General features: G+C 74.0%; 18 protein-coding genes and 2 pseudogenes. 9 read left to right on the top strand and 11 right to left on the bottom strand.

The genetic code is table 11. From position 1 onward, the window contains the following. The first annotated feature begins 157 nt into the window (after nucleotides 1-157). The 3 genes from ACQP04_RS36130 to ACQP04_RS36120 all read left to right on the top strand — a co-directional run bounded on the left by ACQP04_RS36130 (nucleotide 158) and on the right by ACQP04_RS36120 (nucleotide 3,921). Complete coding sequence (locus ACQP04_RS36130; RefSeq protein ID WP_433504910.1) at nucleotides 158-832, top strand: lysophospholipid acyltransferase family protein; 675 nt, start codon at nucleotides 158-160, stop codon at nucleotides 830-832. 64 nt (nucleotides 833-896) lie between these two features. Beyond that, a complete protein-coding gene (locus ACQP04_RS36125; protein ID WP_433504909.1) occupies nucleotides 897-2,162 on the top strand; it encodes a DUF6986 family protein in 1,266 nt (421 codons plus the stop codon). Between the two features lie 157 nt (nucleotides 2,163-2,319). Next, nucleotides 2,320-3,921 (top strand): alpha/beta hydrolase, encoded by a 1,602-nt coding sequence (locus ACQP04_RS36120; RefSeq protein ID WP_433504908.1) that lies wholly within the window; start codon nucleotides 2,320-2,322, stop codon nucleotides 3,919-3,921. Between the two features lie 259 nt (nucleotides 3,922-4,180). On the opposite strand, the pseudogene pucL reads toward ACQP04_RS36120, so the two are convergent. Together pucL and ACQP04_RS36110 are read right to left on the bottom strand one after the other, a co-directional pair. Further along, nucleotides 4,181-4,926 (bottom strand): annotated as a pseudogene (pucL, locus tag ACQP04_RS36115) (factor-independent urate hydroxylase). Nucleotides 4,927-5,072: 146 nt separating this feature from the next. Then, a pseudogene (locus tag ACQP04_RS36110) lies at nucleotides 5,073-5,794 on the bottom strand (aspartate/glutamate racemase family protein). A gap of 174 nt (nucleotides 5,795-5,968) precedes the next feature. Between ACQP04_RS36110 and uraH the strand changes: the two are divergent. Further along, nucleotides 5,969-6,292, top strand: a complete 324-nt coding sequence (uraH, locus tag ACQP04_RS36105) for a hydroxyisourate hydrolase (RefSeq protein ID WP_433504907.1) — start codon at nucleotides 5,969-5,971, stop codon at nucleotides 6,290-6,292. A gap of 67 nt (nucleotides 6,293-6,359) precedes the next feature. On the opposite strand, the gene ACQP04_RS36100 is transcribed toward uraH, so the two are convergent. Together ACQP04_RS36100 and ACQP04_RS36095 are read right to left on the bottom strand one after the other, a co-directional pair. Continuing rightward, entirely contained in the window at nucleotides 6,360-6,641 is a 282-nt protein-coding gene (locus ACQP04_RS36100) for a hypothetical protein (RefSeq protein WP_433504906.1), read from the bottom strand. Between the two features lie 467 nt (nucleotides 6,642-7,108). Next, nucleotides 7,109-7,804 carry a hypothetical protein gene (locus ACQP04_RS36095; RefSeq protein WP_433504905.1) on the bottom strand — a complete coding sequence of 232 codons (696 nt, stop codon included), beginning with the start codon at nucleotides 7,802-7,804 and terminating at the stop codon, nucleotides 7,109-7,111. Nucleotides 7,805-7,848: 44 nt separating this feature from the next. Here ACQP04_RS36095 and ACQP04_RS36090 point away from each other — a divergent pair, with 44 nt between their 5' ends. Beyond that, nucleotides 7,849-9,129, top strand: a complete 1,281-nt coding sequence (locus tag ACQP04_RS36090; protein WP_433504904.1) for an adenylosuccinate synthase — start codon at nucleotides 7,849-7,851, stop codon at nucleotides 9,127-9,129. On the opposite strand, the gene ACQP04_RS36085 is transcribed toward ACQP04_RS36090, so the two are convergent. Genes ACQP04_RS36085 through nth form a run of 5 tightly spaced genes read right to left on the bottom strand, consistent with a single transcriptional unit; the run spans nucleotide 9,113 to nucleotide 12,877 of the window. Next, nucleotides 9,113-9,532: a PaaI family thioesterase gene (locus tag ACQP04_RS36085; protein WP_433504903.1), complete on the bottom strand. Its 420-nt coding sequence runs from the start codon at nucleotides 9,530-9,532 to the stop codon at nucleotides 9,113-9,115. The two genes, ACQP04_RS36090 and ACQP04_RS36085, sit on opposite strands and share 17 nt — an antisense overlap. After that, nucleotides 9,529-10,725: a MarP family serine protease gene (locus ACQP04_RS36080; protein ID WP_433504902.1), complete on the bottom strand. Its 1,197-nt coding sequence runs from the start codon at nucleotides 10,723-10,725 to the stop codon at nucleotides 9,529-9,531. Before ACQP04_RS36080 ends, ACQP04_RS36085 begins: the two co-directional genes overlap by 4 nt. Nucleotides 10,726-10,750: 25 nt before the next feature. Further along, complete coding sequence (locus ACQP04_RS36075) at nucleotides 10,751-11,473, bottom strand: NUDIX hydrolase (protein WP_037041897.1); 723 nt, start codon at nucleotides 11,471-11,473, stop codon at nucleotides 10,751-10,753. Beyond that, the gene (locus ACQP04_RS36070) at nucleotides 11,470-12,120 is read right to left on the bottom strand and encodes a TlpA family protein disulfide reductase (protein WP_433504901.1); all 651 of its coding nucleotides are present in this window, start codon (nucleotides 12,118-12,120) and stop codon (nucleotides 11,470-11,472) included. The genes ACQP04_RS36075 and ACQP04_RS36070 overlap by 4 nt, the downstream gene beginning before the upstream one ends. A 7-nt stretch (nucleotides 12,121-12,127) precedes the next feature. After that, nucleotides 12,128-12,877 (bottom strand): endonuclease III, encoded by a 750-nt coding sequence (gene nth / locus ACQP04_RS36065; RefSeq protein ID WP_433508504.1) that lies wholly within the window; start codon nucleotides 12,875-12,877, stop codon nucleotides 12,128-12,130. Nucleotides 12,878-13,079: 202 nt separating this feature from the next. On the opposite strand from nth, the gene ACQP04_RS36060 reads away from it, so the two are divergent. The 3 genes from ACQP04_RS36060 to ACQP04_RS36050 all read left to right on the top strand — a co-directional run bounded on the left by ACQP04_RS36060 (nucleotide 13,080) and on the right by ACQP04_RS36050 (nucleotide 15,482). After that, on the top strand, nucleotides 13,080-13,328 hold the full coding sequence (locus ACQP04_RS36060; protein ID WP_433504900.1) for a hypothetical protein: 249 nt from the start codon (nucleotides 13,080-13,082) through the stop codon (nucleotides 13,326-13,328). A 186-nt stretch (nucleotides 13,329-13,514) separates the two neighbouring features. Then, nucleotides 13,515-14,189, top strand: a complete 675-nt coding sequence (locus ACQP04_RS36055; protein WP_037041895.1) for a Crp/Fnr family transcriptional regulator — start codon at nucleotides 13,515-13,517, stop codon at nucleotides 14,187-14,189. A gap of 78 nt (nucleotides 14,190-14,267) precedes the next feature. After that, the gene (locus ACQP04_RS36050) at nucleotides 14,268-15,482 is read left to right on the top strand and encodes an MFS transporter (RefSeq protein WP_433504899.1); all 1,215 of its coding nucleotides are present in this window, start codon (nucleotides 14,268-14,270) and stop codon (nucleotides 15,480-15,482) included. Here ACQP04_RS36050 and ACQP04_RS36045 read toward each other — a convergent pair. Together ACQP04_RS36045 and ACQP04_RS36040 are read right to left on the bottom strand one after the other, a co-directional pair. Continuing rightward, the gene (locus ACQP04_RS36045; RefSeq protein WP_433504898.1) at nucleotides 15,471-16,262 is read right to left on the bottom strand and encodes an MBL fold metallo-hydrolase; all 792 of its coding nucleotides are present in this window, start codon (nucleotides 16,260-16,262) and stop codon (nucleotides 15,471-15,473) included. The genes ACQP04_RS36050 and ACQP04_RS36045 overlap by 12 nt on opposite strands. After that, nucleotides 16,259-17,095: an NUDIX hydrolase gene (locus tag ACQP04_RS36040; protein WP_433504897.1), complete on the bottom strand. Its 837-nt coding sequence runs from the start codon at nucleotides 17,093-17,095 to the stop codon at nucleotides 16,259-16,261. The genes ACQP04_RS36045 and ACQP04_RS36040 overlap by 4 nt, the downstream gene beginning before the upstream one ends. Nucleotides 17,096-17,390: 295 nt before the next feature. On the opposite strand from ACQP04_RS36040, the gene ACQP04_RS36035 reads away from it, so the two are divergent. Further along, nucleotides 17,391-18,284, top strand: coding sequence for a Gfo/Idh/MocA family protein (locus tag ACQP04_RS36035; RefSeq protein WP_433504896.1), 894 nt, complete (start codon nucleotides 17,391-17,393; stop codon nucleotides 18,282-18,284). The last annotated feature ends 89 nt before the right edge of the window (nucleotides 18,285-18,373 follow it).

Genomic DNA, 18,373 nt, shown 5'->3' with positions numbered 1-18,373 from the left:
CACAAATCTGCACCGTCTCCCTCACGTGGCGGAACCGCCGACGTCACGTCGTCGGTACGTTCCAGAGCGGTGACCCGGGCGTCACAATGGGTGCGCGACACTGGTCCGGACGACGTCGGGGTGCGTCCGGCCGGGTCCCGGGGGAGGATCACGAGTCATGCAGTTCCTGATCAGGTGGGTGCTGGCGCCGCTGGTGCGGATGATCTGGCGGCCGCGGGTGCAGGGGGTGCAGCACGTTCCGGCGCAGGGGCCGGTGATCTTCGCCGCGAACCATCGTGCGGCCGTCGACACGGCCGTGATCCCCTTGGTCACGCCGCGGCCGGTGGCCTTCCTCGCCAAGGCCGAGTACTTCACCGCGCGCAGCCTCAAGACCCGGCTGATCGGGCGCTTCCTCGGCGCGCTGGGCTACGTCCCGGTCGACCGCGCCAACGCCAAGGCCGGGCTCGCCGCGCTGGAGGCGGGGCGCACGGTCCTGGAGGCCGGCGGCGCCTTCGGCATCTACCCGGAGGGCACTCGCTCGCTCGACGGGCGGCTGCACCGCGGCCACACCGGCGTCGCGTCGCTCGCGCTGTCCACCGGTGCCGTCGTGGTGCCCGTCGGGCTGGTGGGCACCGAGAAGGTGCAGCCCGTGGGGAAGAAGCTGCCGCGCGTGGCCCGGGTCGAGGTCCGCTTCGGACGGCCGCTGGACTTCAGCCGCTACGACGGCCTGGAGGGCTCCGCCGCCATCCGCCGTGCCGTCACGGACGAGGTCATGGACGCCATCGCCGACCTCAGCGGCCAGGTGTACGTCGACCGCTACCACCGCCGCCCCGGCGAGGCCGCGGCCGCCTGAGGCGCGGGAGGGATCACGCTGCTCCGTCCGGTGAGACCGGCCCCCGGTGGGGCAGGATCCGTCCATGACGGATCTCGCCGAGGAACTGGCGACCGCGGTCGACCGCGACCTCGCCCCGGTCGACGCCGTGCTCGCGACCGCGTACCCCGGCGACGTCGGGACCCGCCAGCCCGTGCACACGGTGTACGTGCCGGCGGACCGCTTCGACCGGTCCATGTCCGCCGCGTGGGGCGCCACCGCCTGCGAGGTGTTCGACTCGCACGCCCCCGGCCAGGCCGAGCTGGCCGCGTGCTGGGGGATCCCGGCCGGCGCGGCCGACGCCCTGCGTGCCCGGGTGCGGGACAAGCTCGTCACCGAGCCGATCGAGGACCTGCGGATCGACTTCGAGGACGGCTACGGCGTGCGGCCCGACGCCGAGGAGGACGCCGAGGTCCGCCGCGCGGCCGCGGAGCTCGTCGCCGCCGTCGACGCCGGGACCGCGCCGCCCTTCACGGGGATCCGGTTCCGCGGCCTGGAGTCGGCCACCCGCCGTCGCGGGATCCGCACGCTGACCGCGTTCGTGGCCGAGCTGGCGGCGCGCGGCGGAGTGCCGGCGGGATTCGTCGTCACGCTGCCGAAGGTCACCGCGCCGGCCCAGGTCACCGCGCTCGTCGCGGTCCTCGACGCGCTCGAGGAGGCGCACGGCCTGCCCGTCGGCACGCTCCGCTTCGAGATCCAGGTCGAGACCCCGCAGACCGTGATCGGGCTCGACGGCGCCTCCCCGCTGCCCGGCATGATCGCCGCCGCGGAGGGCCGCTGCTCGGGCCTGCACTACGGCACCTACGACTACTCCGCCTCGCTCGGCATCGCCGCGGAGCACCAGAGCATGGAGCACCCGGCGGCCGACCACGCCAAGGCCGTGATGCAGGTGGCGGCGGCGGGGACGGGCGTGCGGCTCTCCGACGGCTCCACCAACGTCATGCCGGTCGGGAGCCCGGAGGCGGTGCGCGCGGCCTGGGCCCTGCACGGCCGGCTCGTCCGGCGCTCCCTCGAACGAGGCTTCTACCAGGGCTGGGACCTGCACCCGGCCCAGCTGCCCAGCCGGTTCACCGCGGTGTTCGCCTTCTTCCGCGGCTCGGCCGACTCGGCCGCCACCCGGCTGCGGGCCTACCGCGAGCGTGCCGACTCCGGCTTCCTCGACGAGCCCGCCACGGCCACCGCGCTCTCCGGGTTCCTGCTGCGCGGCATCGACTGCGGCGCACTCGACGGCGCGTGGGTCGAGAAGGCCACCGGCGCCGGTCTCGCCGAGCTGTCCCGGCTCGCCCGCCGCACCACGCGTTCCCCGCGCTGACCGGCTCGGACGGGGCCGGCCCCACGCCGGCCGTCGGGTCCGCCCCCGCCGGTTCGGGTGTGCGCTCCCTCGTCCGGGTGACCCCCGCACCCCCATCCTCCGCTGAACCCGCCGCGGACCCGTGGCCGGGTCCGCGGAGGATCGGGGAGGAAGGCCTGTGGGGACCAGGAGAACCAGGCGGGCGGCGGTCGCCGTGCTCGCCGCGGCCGGGGCGGCGATGCTCTCGTCGTGTGCGGTACCGGGAATACTGCTGACGGCACCGACGCCGGCACCGGCACCCGTCGCGGCGACACCGGTCGAGCCGCCGCCGGCGCTCGCGCCCTATTACTCGCAGGTGCTGGCCTGGGGCCCGTGCCTCCCGCTCGCCGACGACGACCGCGAACGCGAGCTGTTCGGCGCGCCGGGGGTGGAGTGCGCGCGCCTCACCGTGCCGCTCGACTACGCGAAGCCGGAGGGCCGGACCGCGGAGATCGCCGTCCTGCGTGCGGCGGGTGAGAGCGTGAACCACATCGGCTCGCTCGTCCTGAACCCCGGTGGTCCGGGCGGTTCGGGCGTGGAGATGGCGGCGGCCTTCGCGGCGCAGGGGGCGGCCGGCGTGTTCGACATCGTCGGCTTCGACCCGCGGGGGGTCGGGAAGAGCACGCCGACCATCGACTGCACCACCGACGCGGAGTGGGACGCCGCCCGGGCCGAGTCCCTCCGCGGCCTCGTCGCCGAGGGGACCGCGGCCATCGAGGCGCGGGCGCGGCAGGACGCCGAGAACTGCGTGCAGCGCTCCGGCGGCGCCGACGTGCTGGCCAACTCCGGCACCCGCGACGTGGCCCGCGACATGGACGTCCTGCGCGCGGCGCTCGGCGACGAGAAGCTGACCTACCTCGGCTACTCCTACGGCACCCGGATCGGCGCGACGTACGCGGAGATGTTCCCGCAGAACGTCCGCGCCATGGTGCTCGACGGTGCCGTGGACCCGACGCAGACGGCGGCCGAGGGCGCGATCGCGCAGATGGCCGGCTTCCAGGGCGCCTTCGACGCCTACGCCGCGGACTGTGCGCAGCGGGCCGACTGCCCGCTCGGGGCGGACCCGTCGCGGACGACCGCGGAGTTCCAGGCCCTGACCCGGCCGCTGCTCGACCGCCCCGCGCCCGTGTCCGACGGGCGCACCCTCTCCTACTCCGACGCCGTGACCGCCGTGATCGCCTCGCTCTACAACCCGGCGGCCTGGCCGGGCCTGACGCAGGGCCTGCAGGCCCTACGCGCCGGTGACGGGACCCCGCTGATGACGGAGGCCGACGGGTACTACGGCCGCCGCCCGGACGGCAGCTACGGCAACGACCAGGAGGCGCTCATGGTCGTGAACTGCGTCGACGGCGGGCCGATGGCGGGCGCGGCGGAGCGCGCGGACCTGCAGCGGCGGGCCGCCGAGGCGGCCCCGTTCGCGGACCCGGGCCTGCCGGCCGGCGACGGCGCCCTCGACACCTGCGCGATGCTGCCGGTCACGCCGACCTCCCAGCCGCACCTGCCGCACGCCGAGGGCCTGCCACCCACCCTGGTGGTCTCGACGACGGGTGACCCGGCCACGCCCTACCAGGCAGGTGTCGACCTGGCTGCGGCGCTGGGCTCGCAGTTGATCACGGTCGAGGGGACCCGGCACACCGCCGTGCTGCAGGGGAACTCCTGCGTGGACTCGGCGGTGGGCGCCTACCTCGTGAAGCTGAAGGTGCCGACCGAGGACCCGCACTGCCGCTTCGCCGACAGCTGATCGACCGGGGCCCGGCGGCAGTTGTGCCGCCGGGCCCTCGCGCGTGGTCAGTGATCCACCGCGGGCTCGTCCGTGCGCGAGAAGTAGACCTCGGGCACGGTGATCGGGACGAGCCCGACGCCGATCGACGTCGCCACGATCAGCACGGTGGCCGTTCGTGCACTCCACCCGCGACAGCGTTGCGGCCTCTGCGCGGGGGCAGGGGCGGTCGTAGCGGACGCGTGGGTCTCGGGCGTCGACTCGGCGGGGGCCGCAGCCATCAGATGAAGCCCTTGACCCCTTCCCACGCCCCCTGGGCCGGGGGCGCGTCGTCGCGGACGATCGACGCCTCGATCAGCCCGTAGGGCCGGTCGGCGGCGAACCAGACCTCGTTGGGGTTGTCGAGGCCCCACTTCTCGAGGTCGACCAGGAAGTGGTGCTTGTTGGGACATGGAGAACCGGATCTCCGCGACCTCCGGGTGGCGCCAGCGTCGCCTCGCCCATCGTCTACAGCGTCTGCTGCAGCGACAGGCTGTGGGTCTGCGCGAAGCGGTCGAGCAGGATCTGCCGGATCGACGTGAAGGACTTGTCCCAGTCGACGTCCGTGCCGACGTATCGCCACCGGGCGGTGACGGCCGTGGCGAGGATCCGGTCGTCCGTCTCGACGAGCGAGGTGTACGGCACGTCCGGTAACCCGTGGAACTCGCTGCCGGTGCTCGTGAGCACCGTCAGCCCGGTGAGCCCGGAGATGACCGTCTCCTCGGCCCCCTGCTTGGTCACCACGCACGTCCTGACCTCGGATCCGGTCCTGGTGAACGCGTGGTCGTGGGGCCCGCCCTCGGTGGTCGAGATCCGCTCCCAGTGGTCCAGGTTCACCTCCTGCCGGGCACCCGTGACCTGGGCGAAGCCCTCGACGAAGTACCGGGCCAGGAGCAGCCCGAACGCCTCCGGCGACCCGACGCCGTGCACGTGCACCAGGTGGCACTCCGCCTTGCCGTACTGGTTGTAGCCGAGCGAGATGCCCATTCGTCCTCCGGTGGTCGTGCGTGGTGTGCACCGATTCCGTCATCTCCCGCTCCGCCGCCGACCAGAAGTCCAGTGCGGACGACGCTAGGTGGCCGCTGTACCGAAAGAGGGATGCGGCCGCGCAATTCACGAGACCGATGCGTGGGTCAACGCAGTCTCGACATATATCCGCAACCACGATCTCGAAGTCGCGCAGTAGCCCGGTGAAGGGCTTCGCCGGGAGCCGCGCGAACTCGCCGCGGTCCCCGGTGCGCAGGCCCAGCGCGACGAGCGACTCGATGGTCCGGGTGGCGGCCGCGACGCCGTCGACCACCGGCACCCCGACCGCCGCCGAGACGTGCGCTCAGAGATCCGCCATGCCCGCGCAGCCGAGGACGATCGCGTCCGACCCGTCCTCGGCGACGGCCCGGCGGGCACTCCTCGGTGATCCGCTCGCATGCGCCCGAGGCGGGGTCCTCGAGCTCCGGGACGGGGATCTCGCAGGCGCGCACGCCGCGGCAGAAATGGGCGGCGCCGTAGTGTTCCGCCAGGTCCTGGGCTCGCCCGACGGTTCGGCCGAGCGTCGTCACCACGCTGAACCCGCGGCCCAGGTAGCTCGCGGTGCGTATGCCGGCCTCCGCGATCCCGACGACCGGGCCGCGGGCGAGCTCGCGCGACGCGTCGAGGCCGGGGTCTCCGAAGCAGGCGATGACGTAGCCGTCGAGCCCGCCTCCTCGCCGGTCGCGATCTCGGCCAGCAGCCCGGGGACGGCCAGCGCCTCGTCGGAGTGGCTCTCGATCGACGCCGGACCGGTGGCGGGGGTGACCGCCCGGACCGTCGTGCCGGGCGACACGACGGCGGCGGCGGCCTTCCCGATGGTCGCCGTCATCGATTCCGTGGTGTTGGGGTACCGCGGCCCGCCCTTTCCCGTGCGCCGGACTCGGTGGCGACGCCAGCCGCTCGGGCACAATTCCAGGCCGCGGGCGAATATGTAACGACGACGTGAACGATTTCCCCGAGTCATTCCGGACTATTGCGCGTGGCTCCTGCGATGCTCTACGGCATGGCAGGCATCAGCACGCACGTCCTCGACGCCGCCCTCGGCCGCCCGGCGGCCGACGTCGCGGTGACCCTGACCGCGCCGGACGGCACGGTGCACACGGGCACGACCGACCCGGACGGGCGGGTCGGCGACCTGTACACCGGCCCACTCACCCCGGGGACCTGGACCGCGGTGTTCGCGACGGGCGCCTACCACGCCGCGACGGGGCAGGAGGCCTTCTTCCCCGAGGTCACGATCGCCTTCACCGCCGACCCCGAGCGCGGCCACTACCACGTCCCGCTCCTGCTCGCCCCGTACTCGTACACGACCTACCGCGGCTCCTGACCCCGTGAGTGACAACTGCCCCTAGAGCGGCAGTAGGCACTCACGACCCCGCCTGACCTGCGACGACTCAGCGGGCGGCGTTCTTCTTCACGAAGCCCGTCTCGGTGTCGCGCAGGCCCGGGTCGCCGCCCTGCCAGCCGCCGCGGACCTGCCGGCGGACGGTGGCGTCGTCGGTCGCGCCAGATGTCCAGATGCGGCACGGCCTGCCAGTCGGCGTGGGCGCGGTGAGCGGCGAGTCGTACGGCTCGATCGCGACGATCTCACCGTCCCGGACGCCGACGCAGCGGTTCACCTCGCCTGACGCGGTGATCACCCGATGGGCGCGGAACACCAGGTCGAGCTCGGTCACGGCGCCTCCGGACGAGCGGATCCGGATGAGCGAACGGCGCTCTCGCTCATACCTACTGAACGAGGGGCCCGTTCGCTCCGGGGGTGAGGAGCGGCGAGCACCTCGGCGGTCCAGCCGGGGTGGGCCGCGACGGCCTCGGCGAGGGCCCGCTGCGTGCGTACCGCATCGGGTCCGACGGCGGTGGCGAGGCTTCCGCGCACGGCGAGCGGGGTGAGCGACCACCAGCTCCCGGCCGCGGCCTCCCCGTCCTCGCCCCAGAGCAGCACCTCGGTGCCCAGCACGCGACGCCCGGCGAGGTGCGCGGCCGAGCCCGGCAGTACGGCGTCGCCCGGTTCCTGGGTCTGGTGCAGCAGGGGTGTCGAACGAACGGCGCCCTCGCTCGAACCTCATGAGCGAGAGGGCCGTTCACCGCCTGGATGTTTCCGCACCGTTTCGCGTGACATGTATCCGCGCGGCCCCGCCCCGGATCACCGCAGGTCAGGCCGCACGAGCAGCCAGTCCGCGGTGTGCCGGTACCAGGTCCAGCGGGGCGCGGGCCGCGGGTGCGGCACGCCCTCGACCTCGATCCGGGCGCCCGTCGAGCCGATCTGCAGCGCCCGCCCGGTGGCCGCCCGCACCCCCTTGCCGGGCAGCGCCGACACCCCGCCGGGTCCGGGCACCGCGACGAGCCGGCGCACCCGTCCGCGCAGCACCAGTGTGTTGTCGCAGTAGGCCTCGCCCTCGACGTCCCGGACCACCCCGCGGCCGACGAGCACGCCGCCGGCGTCGTCCCGGATCAGGGGCGTGGGGCGGGCGGGGCCGTCCAGGGCGAGGGCCGCCGCGTCGCGCGGCAGCTCCCACGCCATCGCGACGGCCGAGCGCCGCACAGCGGGCACGAACGCCACCTCGACGTGGAGCAGGTCCCGCCGCAGGAGCCTGACCAGCACGGACGCCAGGTCGGCGTCGTCCCCGCGGACGATCACCCGGCGCGGTTCGCGCTCCTCGAGCACCGGGTCCACGTCGTCCTTGCCGGGCCGCGCCGGCAGCGCGACGGCCGGGACGTGGGCCAGCACGCCGGGCACCCGTCCGAGCCGTGCCGCCGGGCGGCTACCGTGGAACGGGAAACGGCGCACCGGCCTGTCGCCACAGGTCAGCAGCACCAGTTCCTGATCGATCGTAGCCACCTGATCGGTTACCCTCCCGCCGCAAGCCAGGACTGGAGTTTCACATGCCGGCGATCGTGCTGATCGGTGCCCAGTGGGGCGACGAGGGCAAGGGCAAGGCCACGGACCTGCTCGGCGGGTCCGTGCAGTGGGTGGTGCGCTACCAGGGCGGCAACAACGCCGGCCACACCGTCGTGCTGCCCGACGGGCAGGACTTCGCGCTGCACCTGATCCCCTCGGGGATCCTCACCCCGGGCGCCAAGAACGTGATCGGCAACGGCGTGGTGGTCGACCCGGGCGTGCTGCTCGAGGAGCTGAAGGGCCTGGAGAACCGCGGGGTGGACACCACGGGCCTGATGATCAGCGCAGACGCGCACTTGATCATGCCGTACCACGTGGCCATCGACAAGGTCACCGAGCGCTTCCTGGGCAAGTCCAAGATCGGCACCACGGGCCGCGGCATCGGCCCCGCGTACCAGGACAAGGTGGCGCGCGTCGGCGTCCGGGTGGCGGACGTGCTGGACGAGAAGATCCTGCACCAGAAGGTCGAGGCGGCCCTCGACTTCAAGAACCAGGTGCTGGTCAAGGTCTACAACCGGCGGGCGATGGACCCGGCCGAGGTCGTCGACGGCGTGCTCGCGCAGGCCGAGGGCTTCAAGCACCGGATCGCGGACACCCGGCTCCTGCTCAACCAGGCGCTCGAGGCGGGCGAGACGATCCTGCTCGAGGGCTCCCAGGGCACCCTGCTCGACGTCGACCACGGCACCTACCCCTTCGTGACCAGCTCGAACCCCACCGCCGGCGGCGCCGCGGTCGGCTCGGGCATCGGCCCGAACAAGATCGACCGGGTCATCGGGATCCTCAAGGCGTACACCACGCGCGTCGGCTCCGGCCCGTTCCCGAGCGAGCTGTTCGACGCCTCGGGCGAGTACCTGCGCAAGACCGGCGGCGAGGTCGGCGTGACCACCGGCCGCCCGCGTCGCTGCGGCTGGTTCGACGCCGTGATCGGCCGCTACGCCCAGCGCGTCAACGGCATCACGGACTTCTTCCTCACCAAGCTCGACGTGCTCTCCTCGCTCGAGCGGGTGCCGATCTGCGTGGCCTACGACGTCGACGGCAAGCGCGTCGACGACATGCCGATGACCCAGACGGACATCCACCACGCCGTGCCGGTGTACGAGGAGATGCCGGGCTGGTTCGAGGACATCTCGGGCGTTCGCGAGTTCGACGACCTGCCGGCCGCCGCGCGGGACTACGTGCACCGCATCGAGGAGCTCACCGGCGCCGCGGTCTCGGCCATCGGCGTCGGACCGGGCCGGGACCAGACGATCACGCGCGAGGTCTGATCCGCGCCAGCACCACGGAGCCGCGGGCGACCAGCCGGTCGCCCGCGGTGACCCGGCACGTGGCGAACACGGTCCGCCCGCCGACCCGGTCCACCGTCGTGACCAGCTGGATCCACTCGCCCACGTCGACCGGCGCGAGGTAGTCCATCGTCATCGTGACGGTGCTGACCCCGGAGCCGTCGCCCATCGCGGCGCGGGCGCCGCGCGAGGTGGCCACGTCGACCGCGGTCGCCAGGAAGCCGCCGTGCGCCCGGCCGCGGACGTTCGCGTGCTCCGGCCCGACCCGCATGCCGAACGTGTGCTCCCGCGCCTCGGGAGCGTGGTAGAGCCCGCCGAGGTGTTCGACGAACGCCGACGTCGGCAGGGGCACGAACCCCTCGGGCACCCCGTTCGCGTCGGTCATGCGGCGCAGGAGCCGGTGTCGACGGAGCGGGTGAGCCCCGGCGCGTTCCCGAGCGCCCGCGCCACCTGCTGCGTCGTGAGCACGAAGCCGGTCTCCGAGTCGTCGAGCGCCGCGCCGAAGACCACGCCCAGGACCTGCCCGTCCGGCGCGATCATCGGGCCGCCGGAGTTCCCGGACTGGACCTTGGCGCGCACGGTGTAGACGTCCCGCGTCACGGTGTTGGCGTCGTAGATGTCCGGGCCGCGCAGCTGGATGCGGTCGCGCACCTTGCCGGCTGAGATCGTGTACGGGCCGTCGAGCGGGTAGCCGAGGATGATCGCGTCGTCCCCCGGGGTGGCCGGCGCCTGCGCGAAGCTCAGCGGGTCCGCCTCGAGGTCCGGCACGGCCAGCACCGCGACGTCGATCTCCGGGTCGTAGCTGACCACCCGGGCGTCGAGCTGGCGGATGCGGTTCGACGACGTCGTGACCTCGACCGTGGTGTCCGTGGTCCCGGCCACGACGTGCGCGTTCGTCATGACCCGCTGCGGGGCGACCACGAACCCGGTGCCCTCTAGCTGGCGCTGGCAGGACGGCGCCCGGCCGTGCACCTTGAGCACGCTGCCGCGCACCTCGGACACGATCGGCAGGTTGAGCAGCGCCGGGTCCGGCGGGCCGACCTGCTGGATCGGGGTGGCCTGGAAGGGGCTCAGCACGTCCGGGAAGCCGGAGCGGTCCAGCAGCGTGCGCAGCTCGGCGGGCAGCGAGCGGGCCTGGTCCGGCATCACTGCGTCGACGCCCTTGAGTACCTCGGACTGGCGCACGCTGGCGGCCAGTCCCGGGAAGCTCGCCGAGGCCAGCGGCAGCGCCACCAGCCACGCGGCGATCACTACGGTGACGGCCTGGACGATCGCGCCCAGCGTGGAGTCGACCGCGAGGAAGCGCTCGCCGCGGATCCGGTCGCGGATCTTGCGGCCCAGGTAGACGCCGAGGGTCTCGCCGAGCGCGACCAGGAGCACGACGACCACGATGCTCACGATGATCCGCGTGGTCTGCGCCTGGATGTCCGCGACCAGCAGCGGGGCCACCCGGACGCCGATGATCGCGCCGCCGAGCACGCCGACGAAGGACAGCAGCGCGACCGCCATCCCGTGCCGCCACCCGGACACCGCCGCGATCAGGGCCAGGACGACGACCGCGACGTCCACCCAGCTCATCGCTGGTCCTCGTGGTGGGTCCGCCTCACGTGCCCGCAGCCTCCTGCCCGTCCTGTCGGCGTCCGTTCCGGTCGCCATCGCGTGCCGAGCGAGCTGCCGACCACGCCGCGCCCAGGTCCACGACCCGGGACTCGTCCCAGGGATGCGCCCATCCCGCGCGATCCAACAGGCCGGACAATAGGCCCCCGGTGAAGCCCCACACGAGCACCCCCGCCACCAGGAAGGCCGGGCCGCGGTGCCCGCTGGGATGGTGCACGGTGATGCGGTTCGCGGGGTCGACGAGGTCGGCCACCGGCACCCGCACGACGGCCGCGGTCTCGGCCGGGTCCACGGCGTGCACCGCGCTCGGCTCGGCCCAGTAGCCCAGCACCGGGGTCACCACGAAGCCCGACGGCGGGATGAACAGCTCGGGCAGCAGCGCCAGCGGGACGACGCCCGCGGGGTCCAGCCCGGTCTCCTCCTCGGCCTCGCGCAGCGCGGCGCCGAGCGGGCCGGCGTCGCCGGGGTCGATCCGGCCGCCGGGGAAGGCCACCTGGCCGGCGTGGTTGCGCAGCGTGGAGGCGCGCTCGACGAGCAGCACGTCCGGCCCCTGCGGGCTCTCGCCGAAGAGCATCAGCACGGCCGCCCTCGGGCCGCCCGCGGGCGGCGGGACGCGGTGGGGGGCGAGGTCGTAGGCCTCGACGCTGTCGAGCGAGCCCAGCAGCGGCTCCAGGAAGGCGGGCGCCGCCTCCGGGTGCACGTCGGTCATGGGGACAGCTTGCCCACCGCGGCCGCCACCTCGTCGGCCGACCCGAAGGGGACCGGCGGGTCGACACGTGCCGCCGAGCCGTCCGCCCGCACGACGTAGCTGGCCGGGATGGCCGGCGGCACCTCCAGCGCGGCCCGCAGCGCGCCCTCGGGATCGGTGACCGACGGGAGCCGGACGCCGATCTCGGCGAGCAGCGCGAGCGCCGCCTCGTCCGTGTCCTGGATGTCGACGAGCAGCACGGGCACCGCGCCGGGGCGGGCGGCGTACTCGGCCAGCGCGGGCAGCTCCTCGCGGCACGGGGCGCACCACGACGCCCACACGTTGACCAGCGCCGGACGGCCGGCGAGCGCGCCCCCGACGTTCACCGGAGTGCCGTCGGCCAGGCAGGGGGCGACGACCCCGGCGAGCGGGCCGGCCCCGCCGGTGCCCGACGGGCAGGGCGACAGGTCCGCCTGCGCACGCAGACCGGCGAGCCGGGCGGGATCGGGCGCGGCCGTGGTGGTCGCGTCGCCTGCCGTGCCCCCGGACGGGGCGGGGTCGCGCGGCCAGAGCGCGACGACCCCGATCACCACCAGCACCACCACGACCAGCGTGCTGACCAGCTCGGACCGGTGCCGCCGCAGGACGGCCCGGGGTCCGGTGCTCATCGGGGGCTCATTCCCCGCCCAGCCCCGCCAGCTGCAGCAGGTGGGGCGCCTCCGGCCCCTTGATCAGCTTCGCGGCCGCGACCGGGTCGGTGGGACCGAGGCCGAACGACGGGCAGTCCATCGCCAGCGTGCACGCGCCGCAGGCCGGCTTCTTGGCGTGGCAGACCCGGCGCCCGTGGAAGATCACGTAGTGCGACGCCATGGTCCAGTCCTTCTTCGGGACCAGGTCGCCGACCTCGTGCTCGACCTTGACCGGGTCCTCCTCGCTCGTCCAGCCCCAGCGGCGCACCAGTCGGCCGAAGTGCGTGTCCACGGTGATGCCGGGGACACCGAACGCGTTGCCCAGGATGACGTTCGCGGTCTTCCGACCGATCCCCGGCAGGGTGACGAGATCGTCCAGGTTCCCGGGGACCTCGCCGTCGAACCGCTCGACCAGGGCGGCGCCCAGACCCATCAGCGCGTTCGCCTTGTTGCGGTAGAAGCCGGTCTGCCGGACGTACTCCTCCAGCTCGGTGCGGTCGGCGCCCGCGTAGTCCGCCGCGGTGCGGTAGCGCGCGAACAGCGCCGGGCTGATCTCGTTGACCTTCTTGTCGGTCGACTGCGCGGACAGGATCGTGGCGACGGCGAGCTCGAGCGGGTTCGTGAAGTCCAGCTCGCAGTGCGCGTCGGGATACGCGACGGCGAGCGCCCGCAGGATCCGCCCGACCCGCCGGGCGCGGCCGATCCCGCTCTCGCCGGCGGCGATCCGCGCGGACAGCTTCGCGACCTCGCGGCTGGTGGGACGCCGGAGTGTGGTGGTCACACGGCGAGACTACGGCGAGCCACCGACAACCTCGGGCGCGGTACGCAGGGTGACGGCCCGTTGCTGCAGGTGACGGGTCTCGATCGCGCATCGATCCCGACACGCGGGGACCCCGGTGGGGCCGGGGTGCCGGGGGTAGGCCATCATCGACCGTGACATGACTGCCTGGTTAGCCGTCCTCGTGCCGCTCCTGGTGATGTTCTTCGCGCTCGGTATGGAGCGTGTCGAGTCCCGGATGCGGGAGTCCAGCGTGCGGCAGGACGAGCTCGACGAGTTGCTCGAGCGTCCCCGCCCCGACGAGGTGCGCGCGTTGTTCCGCCAGGGCACCGTCCGCGCCCTGGAGCTCTTCCGCCTGCGCAACCGGGGCGGGAGGCGCGGGACCCGCCGGAGTAAAGTCTCCTCGTAGCCCGTTCGGCCCGTGAGGGTCGGCCGGGAAGGGGGGCCGAACGGGTCGGTCCGCGGTGCCCGGGTACCCCAATCCGGGCATGGTGTTCACACGTCGTCTCGTCACACTGTGCGGAGCGACCCCCTAGACTGGCGCGCCGATGATCCGCCGCGTGGCTGCGGTGGATGTGGACGAGGAGCAGGTGTTGTGGACGATGTTCTGATCCGGGCAGGGATCTTCCAGGGTGTGGAGCCGCACGCCGCCGAGGTGCTGGCCCAGACCCTGGAGCCCGTGGAGTTCCCGCGTGGGCACGTCATCTTCAGCGAGGGCGAGCCGGGCGACCGGCTCTACATCATCGCCAGCGGCAAGGTGAAGATCGGCCGGAAGTCCCCCGACGGCCGGGAGAACCTGTTGATGGTCGCGGGCCCGTCGGACATGTTCGGCGAGCTGTCGATCTTCGACCCGGGGCCGCGCACGTCGTCGGCCACCTCGGTGACCGAGGTCCGTGCCTTCACGATGGACCGCGCCGCGCTGCGCGAGTGGATCGGCAAGCGCCCGGAGATCGCCGAGCAGCTGCTGCGGGTGCTGGCCCGCCGGCTGCGCCGCACCAACAACATGCTCGCGGACCTGATCTTCACGGACGTGCCCGGCCGCGTGGCCAAGTCGCTGCTGCAGCTGGCCCGTCAGTTCGGGTCGCAGGAGTCCGGCCTGCTCCGCGTCACGCACGACCTGACGCAGGAGGAGATCGCCCAGCTCGTCGGCGCCTCCCGCGAGACGGTCAACAAGGCGCTGGCGGACTTCGCGCACCGCGGCTGGCTGCGGCTCGAGGGCAAGAGCGTGCTGATCCTGGAGCCCGAGCGGCTCGCGCGCCGCGCCCGCTAGAACCGTGTGCGCCACCCTCGTGGTGGCGTGCGGCAAATTACTGGTACGGCCGTACCAGATCGTGCGATCCTCGACGGCGTGTCCGTCTCGCTCGCCGACTACCGCGCCGCCGTCACCGCCCCCGGTGCGGCGGTGCCCGTCCTCACCTCCGCGGTGGGGCGGTTCCCGGTCGCCATGTTCAGCTTCGCCACGCTGCTCTACGTGCAGCGCGAGTCGGGGTCGTTCGCGGTGGCCGGTGCCGTCTCGGCGGGCTCGCTGGTCGGCGTCGCGCTCGGCTCGGTGCTGCAGGGCCGGCTGATGGACCGGCGCGGGCCGTCGGGCGTGCTGCTGGCCGTCGCGACGCTGTTCGCACTGGGCGCGGGCGGGCTCGTCGCGGCCGTCGAGACGCGGGTCGCGCTGCCCGTCGTCGTCGCGGTCGCGCTGTTCACCGGGCTCGTCATGCCCGCCATGCCCGGCGCCTCCCGGGCGCTGTGGGAGCGGCTGGTGCCGTCCGGGCCGCGGCGCGAGGCGGCGTACAGCTACGAGGCGATCAGCCTCGAGGTCTTCTTCATCCTCGGACCCGGGGTGGCCGCGCTGCTGGCCTCCACGCCCTGGCCCGGGACCGGCACGGCGGTGGCCGTGGCCGCGACCGTCGTCGGGACGGTGGGGTTCGCGCTGAGCGGGCCCGTGCGCGGCAGCCGGCCGCTCCCGTCGACCGGGGCGACGATGTGGGGCGCGATCGCGAGTCCCGGCATGCGGACGATCGCGCTGGCGGGGCTGGGCTTCGGGCTCGTCGTCGGCGCCGTCGAGGTCGGGGTGCCCGCGGTCGCCACGGGTCTCGGCGAGCCGTGGCTGGGCGGTGCGCTGCTGTCGGCCTGGTCGGTCACGTCCGTGCTGGTCGGCGTCCTCTACGGGACGCGGCCGTGGCCCCGCGCGCTGCACCTGCGGATGCCGGTGCTGGTCGCCGGGTTCGGCGTGCTGGTGCTCGCCATGTGGCTCGCGGGCGTGGCAGGCTCGCTCGTGCTGCTCGTGATCGCCATGCTGGCCGCCGGCGGGCTCATCACGCCGCAGACCACGGGACACTCGCTCATCGTGGAGGTCGTGGCGCCGCGCGGCGCGGCCACCGAGGCGTTCGGCTGGGTGGTCACGGCGATCACCGTGGGCGCCGCCGCCGGCCAGTCCCTGGCCGGGGTCGTGGTCGAGGCGGCCGGGGCGTCCGGGGCGTTCCTCACCGGCGGCGCGGCCGGCCTGCTCGTCGGCGCCGTGCTCTGGGCCCGGCGCCGGACGATCGAGGGCACGCCCTCAGCCGCGTAGGTAGTCCAGCTGCGCCTTCACCGAGAGCTCCGCGGCGTCCCACAGCCGTTGGTCGACGTCGGCGTACACCACCTCGACCACCTGCCGGGGCGTCGCGTCCTCGGGCAGCGTGCGCAGGGCATCGCGGACCTGGTCGAGCCGCTGGTGGCGGTGCTCGCGGTAGTACGTCGCGACGGCCGCGGCGTCGGGGAGCTCCGGGCCGTGGCCGGTCAGCACGGTGGTGCCGGGCGGTAGGTCGGCGTACCAGTCCAGTGAGGAGAGGTACGGGGCGAGCGCGCCGTCCGGATGCGCGATCACGGTGGTGCCGTGGCCGAGGATCATGTCGCCGGCCAGCAGCGGCGGGGGGCCGTCACCCGGGCCGTTCACCAGGAACGACGTCGAGTCCGACGTGTGCCCGGGCGTTGCGACCACCCGCAGCTCCAGCCCCGCCGCGGCCACCACGTCGCCGTCGGCCAGGGCCTCGGAGCCGAGCACGAGGCTCGGGTCCAGGGCCTGCACCGGTGCCTTGGTGAGCTCGGCGAGCCGACGGGCCGCCCCGCAGTGGTCGTGGTGCCGGTGGGTCAGCAGGATCCGGGCCACGGGCCCGTGCGCCGTGAGCCGATCGAGGTGCTCCTCGTCGTCGGCCTCGCCGGGGTCGACGACGATGCACTCCTCCGCCCCGGGCGCCCGCAGCACCCAGGTGTTGGTGCCCTCCAGCGTCATCGGGCCGGGGTTGTGCTGTAGCAGCACCGAGACGAGCGGCGTGACCTCGCGCAGGACGCCGTAGGCCGGAGCGGTCACGCCGACCGCGCGGGCGCGAAGCGGTGCTCGGAGCCGTCCGGGAGGATGACGTACCGGACGCCCGCGTCGTCCCTGCGGAACTTCGGGTGCACCGGGGTCATGTCCCGGCCCGCGCACCCGGCCAGCGCCTCGGCCGTCGTCGAGAAGACGGAGAGGTCCCGTAGCGAGAGCAGGGTCGGCGGCATCAGCGTCATCTCGCCGGTGTCGAACGCCGCCAGCGCGTCCTCGGGGTACCACCAGGTCGCCTCGACGGCCTCGGTCGTGTGCGCGTCGGCCTCCTGACCGGCCGGCATGCCCGCGACGAAGAAGATCGTGTCGTAGCGCCGGCCCTCCTGGGGCGGCGTGACCCAGTGCGCCCAGGTCCGCAGCAGGTCCGAGCGCAGCACGTAGCCGGAGTCCACCAGGACCTGGGCCAGCGAGAGCGTGTGCTCGGTGAGCTGCTTGCGCCACAGCGGGGCCTGCGCGGTGAGGGAGCCGGGCTCGCCGCCGGGTGGGCCCGCGAGCAGCACGCCGGTCTCCTCGAACACCTCGCGCACGGCCGCGGACACGGCCTGCCCCGCGACCTCCGGCGTCACACCGATCAGCTCGGCCCACTCGGTGGGGTCGGGGCCCGCCCAACGCTCGGCGTCGGGCACGTCGGAGGGGTCGACGCTGCCACCCGGGAACACGGTCATGCCACCCGCGAAGGCCATCTGCTTCACCCTGCGCTGCAGGAAGACCTGCAGGGGCGCGCGACCGGGCGGGGGCGCCGGGTCGTCGCGAAGCAGCAGCACCGTCGCGGCCGGCTTCGGCTGCGCGGCGCTCTCGGTCGTGTTGTCACCGGCGACGCTCACGTCCGGACCTTAACCCGCCGCCCGGCGGGGGTCGGCCGTGAAGATGGCCACGCCGCCCTGACCACGGACGGATCGGCGGGACCCGCTCGGAGTGGTGTCCTGCTCGCGTTGTGGATCCCATAACGCGCCCGGAGAGGCGCCTCCTTCGGCTGCGTTGTGGATCCATAACGCGACGTGGGTGGTGTTCTGATCGCGTGATGGTGCGCCGGGGCCTGCCGGTGGCCTGACGCGCGCGGGGTCGGCCGCGTGGGGTGCGTGACGTGGGTCCGCAGGGGCGAGCGGGCAGGATGGGGCCGTGGATCAGCTGCGCGTCGGACTCGTCGGGGGTGGGCCGTGGGCTCGCTCCGTGCACGCCCCCGCCCTCGCCGCCCATCCCGGGGTGGAGCTGGCGGGCGTCTGGACCCGGCGGCCCGAGCCGGCCCGGGAGATCACCGCGCTGCACGGCGGCACACCCTTTGCCGAGGTCGAGGAGCTGTTCGAGGCCGTCGACGCCGTCGCCTTCGCCGTGCCGCCCGCGGTGCAGGGCGCGCTGGCCCCCTCGGCCGCGGCCCGGGGGAAGCACCTGATCCTGGACAAGCCGCTCGCCGACACGCTGCCCGCCGCCGAACGCGTCGCGGCCGCGATCGCCGAGGCCGGGGTCTGCTCGACGACCGTGTTCACCCTGCGCTTCCACCCGCCGGTCCGTGCCTGGCTCGCCGGGCTCCCGGCCGGTCCCGCCGACGCCGACACCACCGCCACCGCCCGCTGGCTCTCCGGGGCGCTGCTCGGCGGGCCGTACTCGGCGTCGGCCTGGCGGGCCGAGCGGGGCGCGCTGCTCGACATCGGCCCGCACATGGTCGACCTGCTCGACGCCGCGCTCGGCGAGGTCGTCGACGTCGAGTTCGCCCACGCGAGCGCGCCGGACCTCTGGCAGGTCGGCCTGCGGCACGTCGGCGGCGCCCGCAGCACCCTGACGCTCTCGCTCGCGCTGCCGATCGACCCCACCGAGATGGAGGTGACGGCCTTCGGCTCGGTCGGTCGGCATGTGCTCACCGACCGCCCCGCCGACGCCACCGCCTCTTACGCCGTCCTCCTCGACGAGCTGCTCGACGCGGTCACCGGTCGTCTCGTCGACGGCCCGCACTCCGCCGCCCGCAGCCTTCACGTGCAGCGGGTGCTGGCGCGGGCGGAGGAGTTGGCGCGGGGGTAGTGGGACGGCAGCGCTGCCCACGTTCGAGCGGGATGTGAGGGCTGTTCTCGGGTTCGAGAACAGCCCTGGTGTCCCGTTCGACGCCTGCG

Source organism: Pseudonocardia halophobica, assembly GCF_050948485.1.
GTDB classification, from domain to species: Bacteria; Actinomycetota; Actinomycetes; order Mycobacteriales; family Pseudonocardiaceae; genus Pseudonocardia; species Pseudonocardia halophobica.
This window is presented reverse-complemented; position numbering and strand designations above follow the sequence as displayed.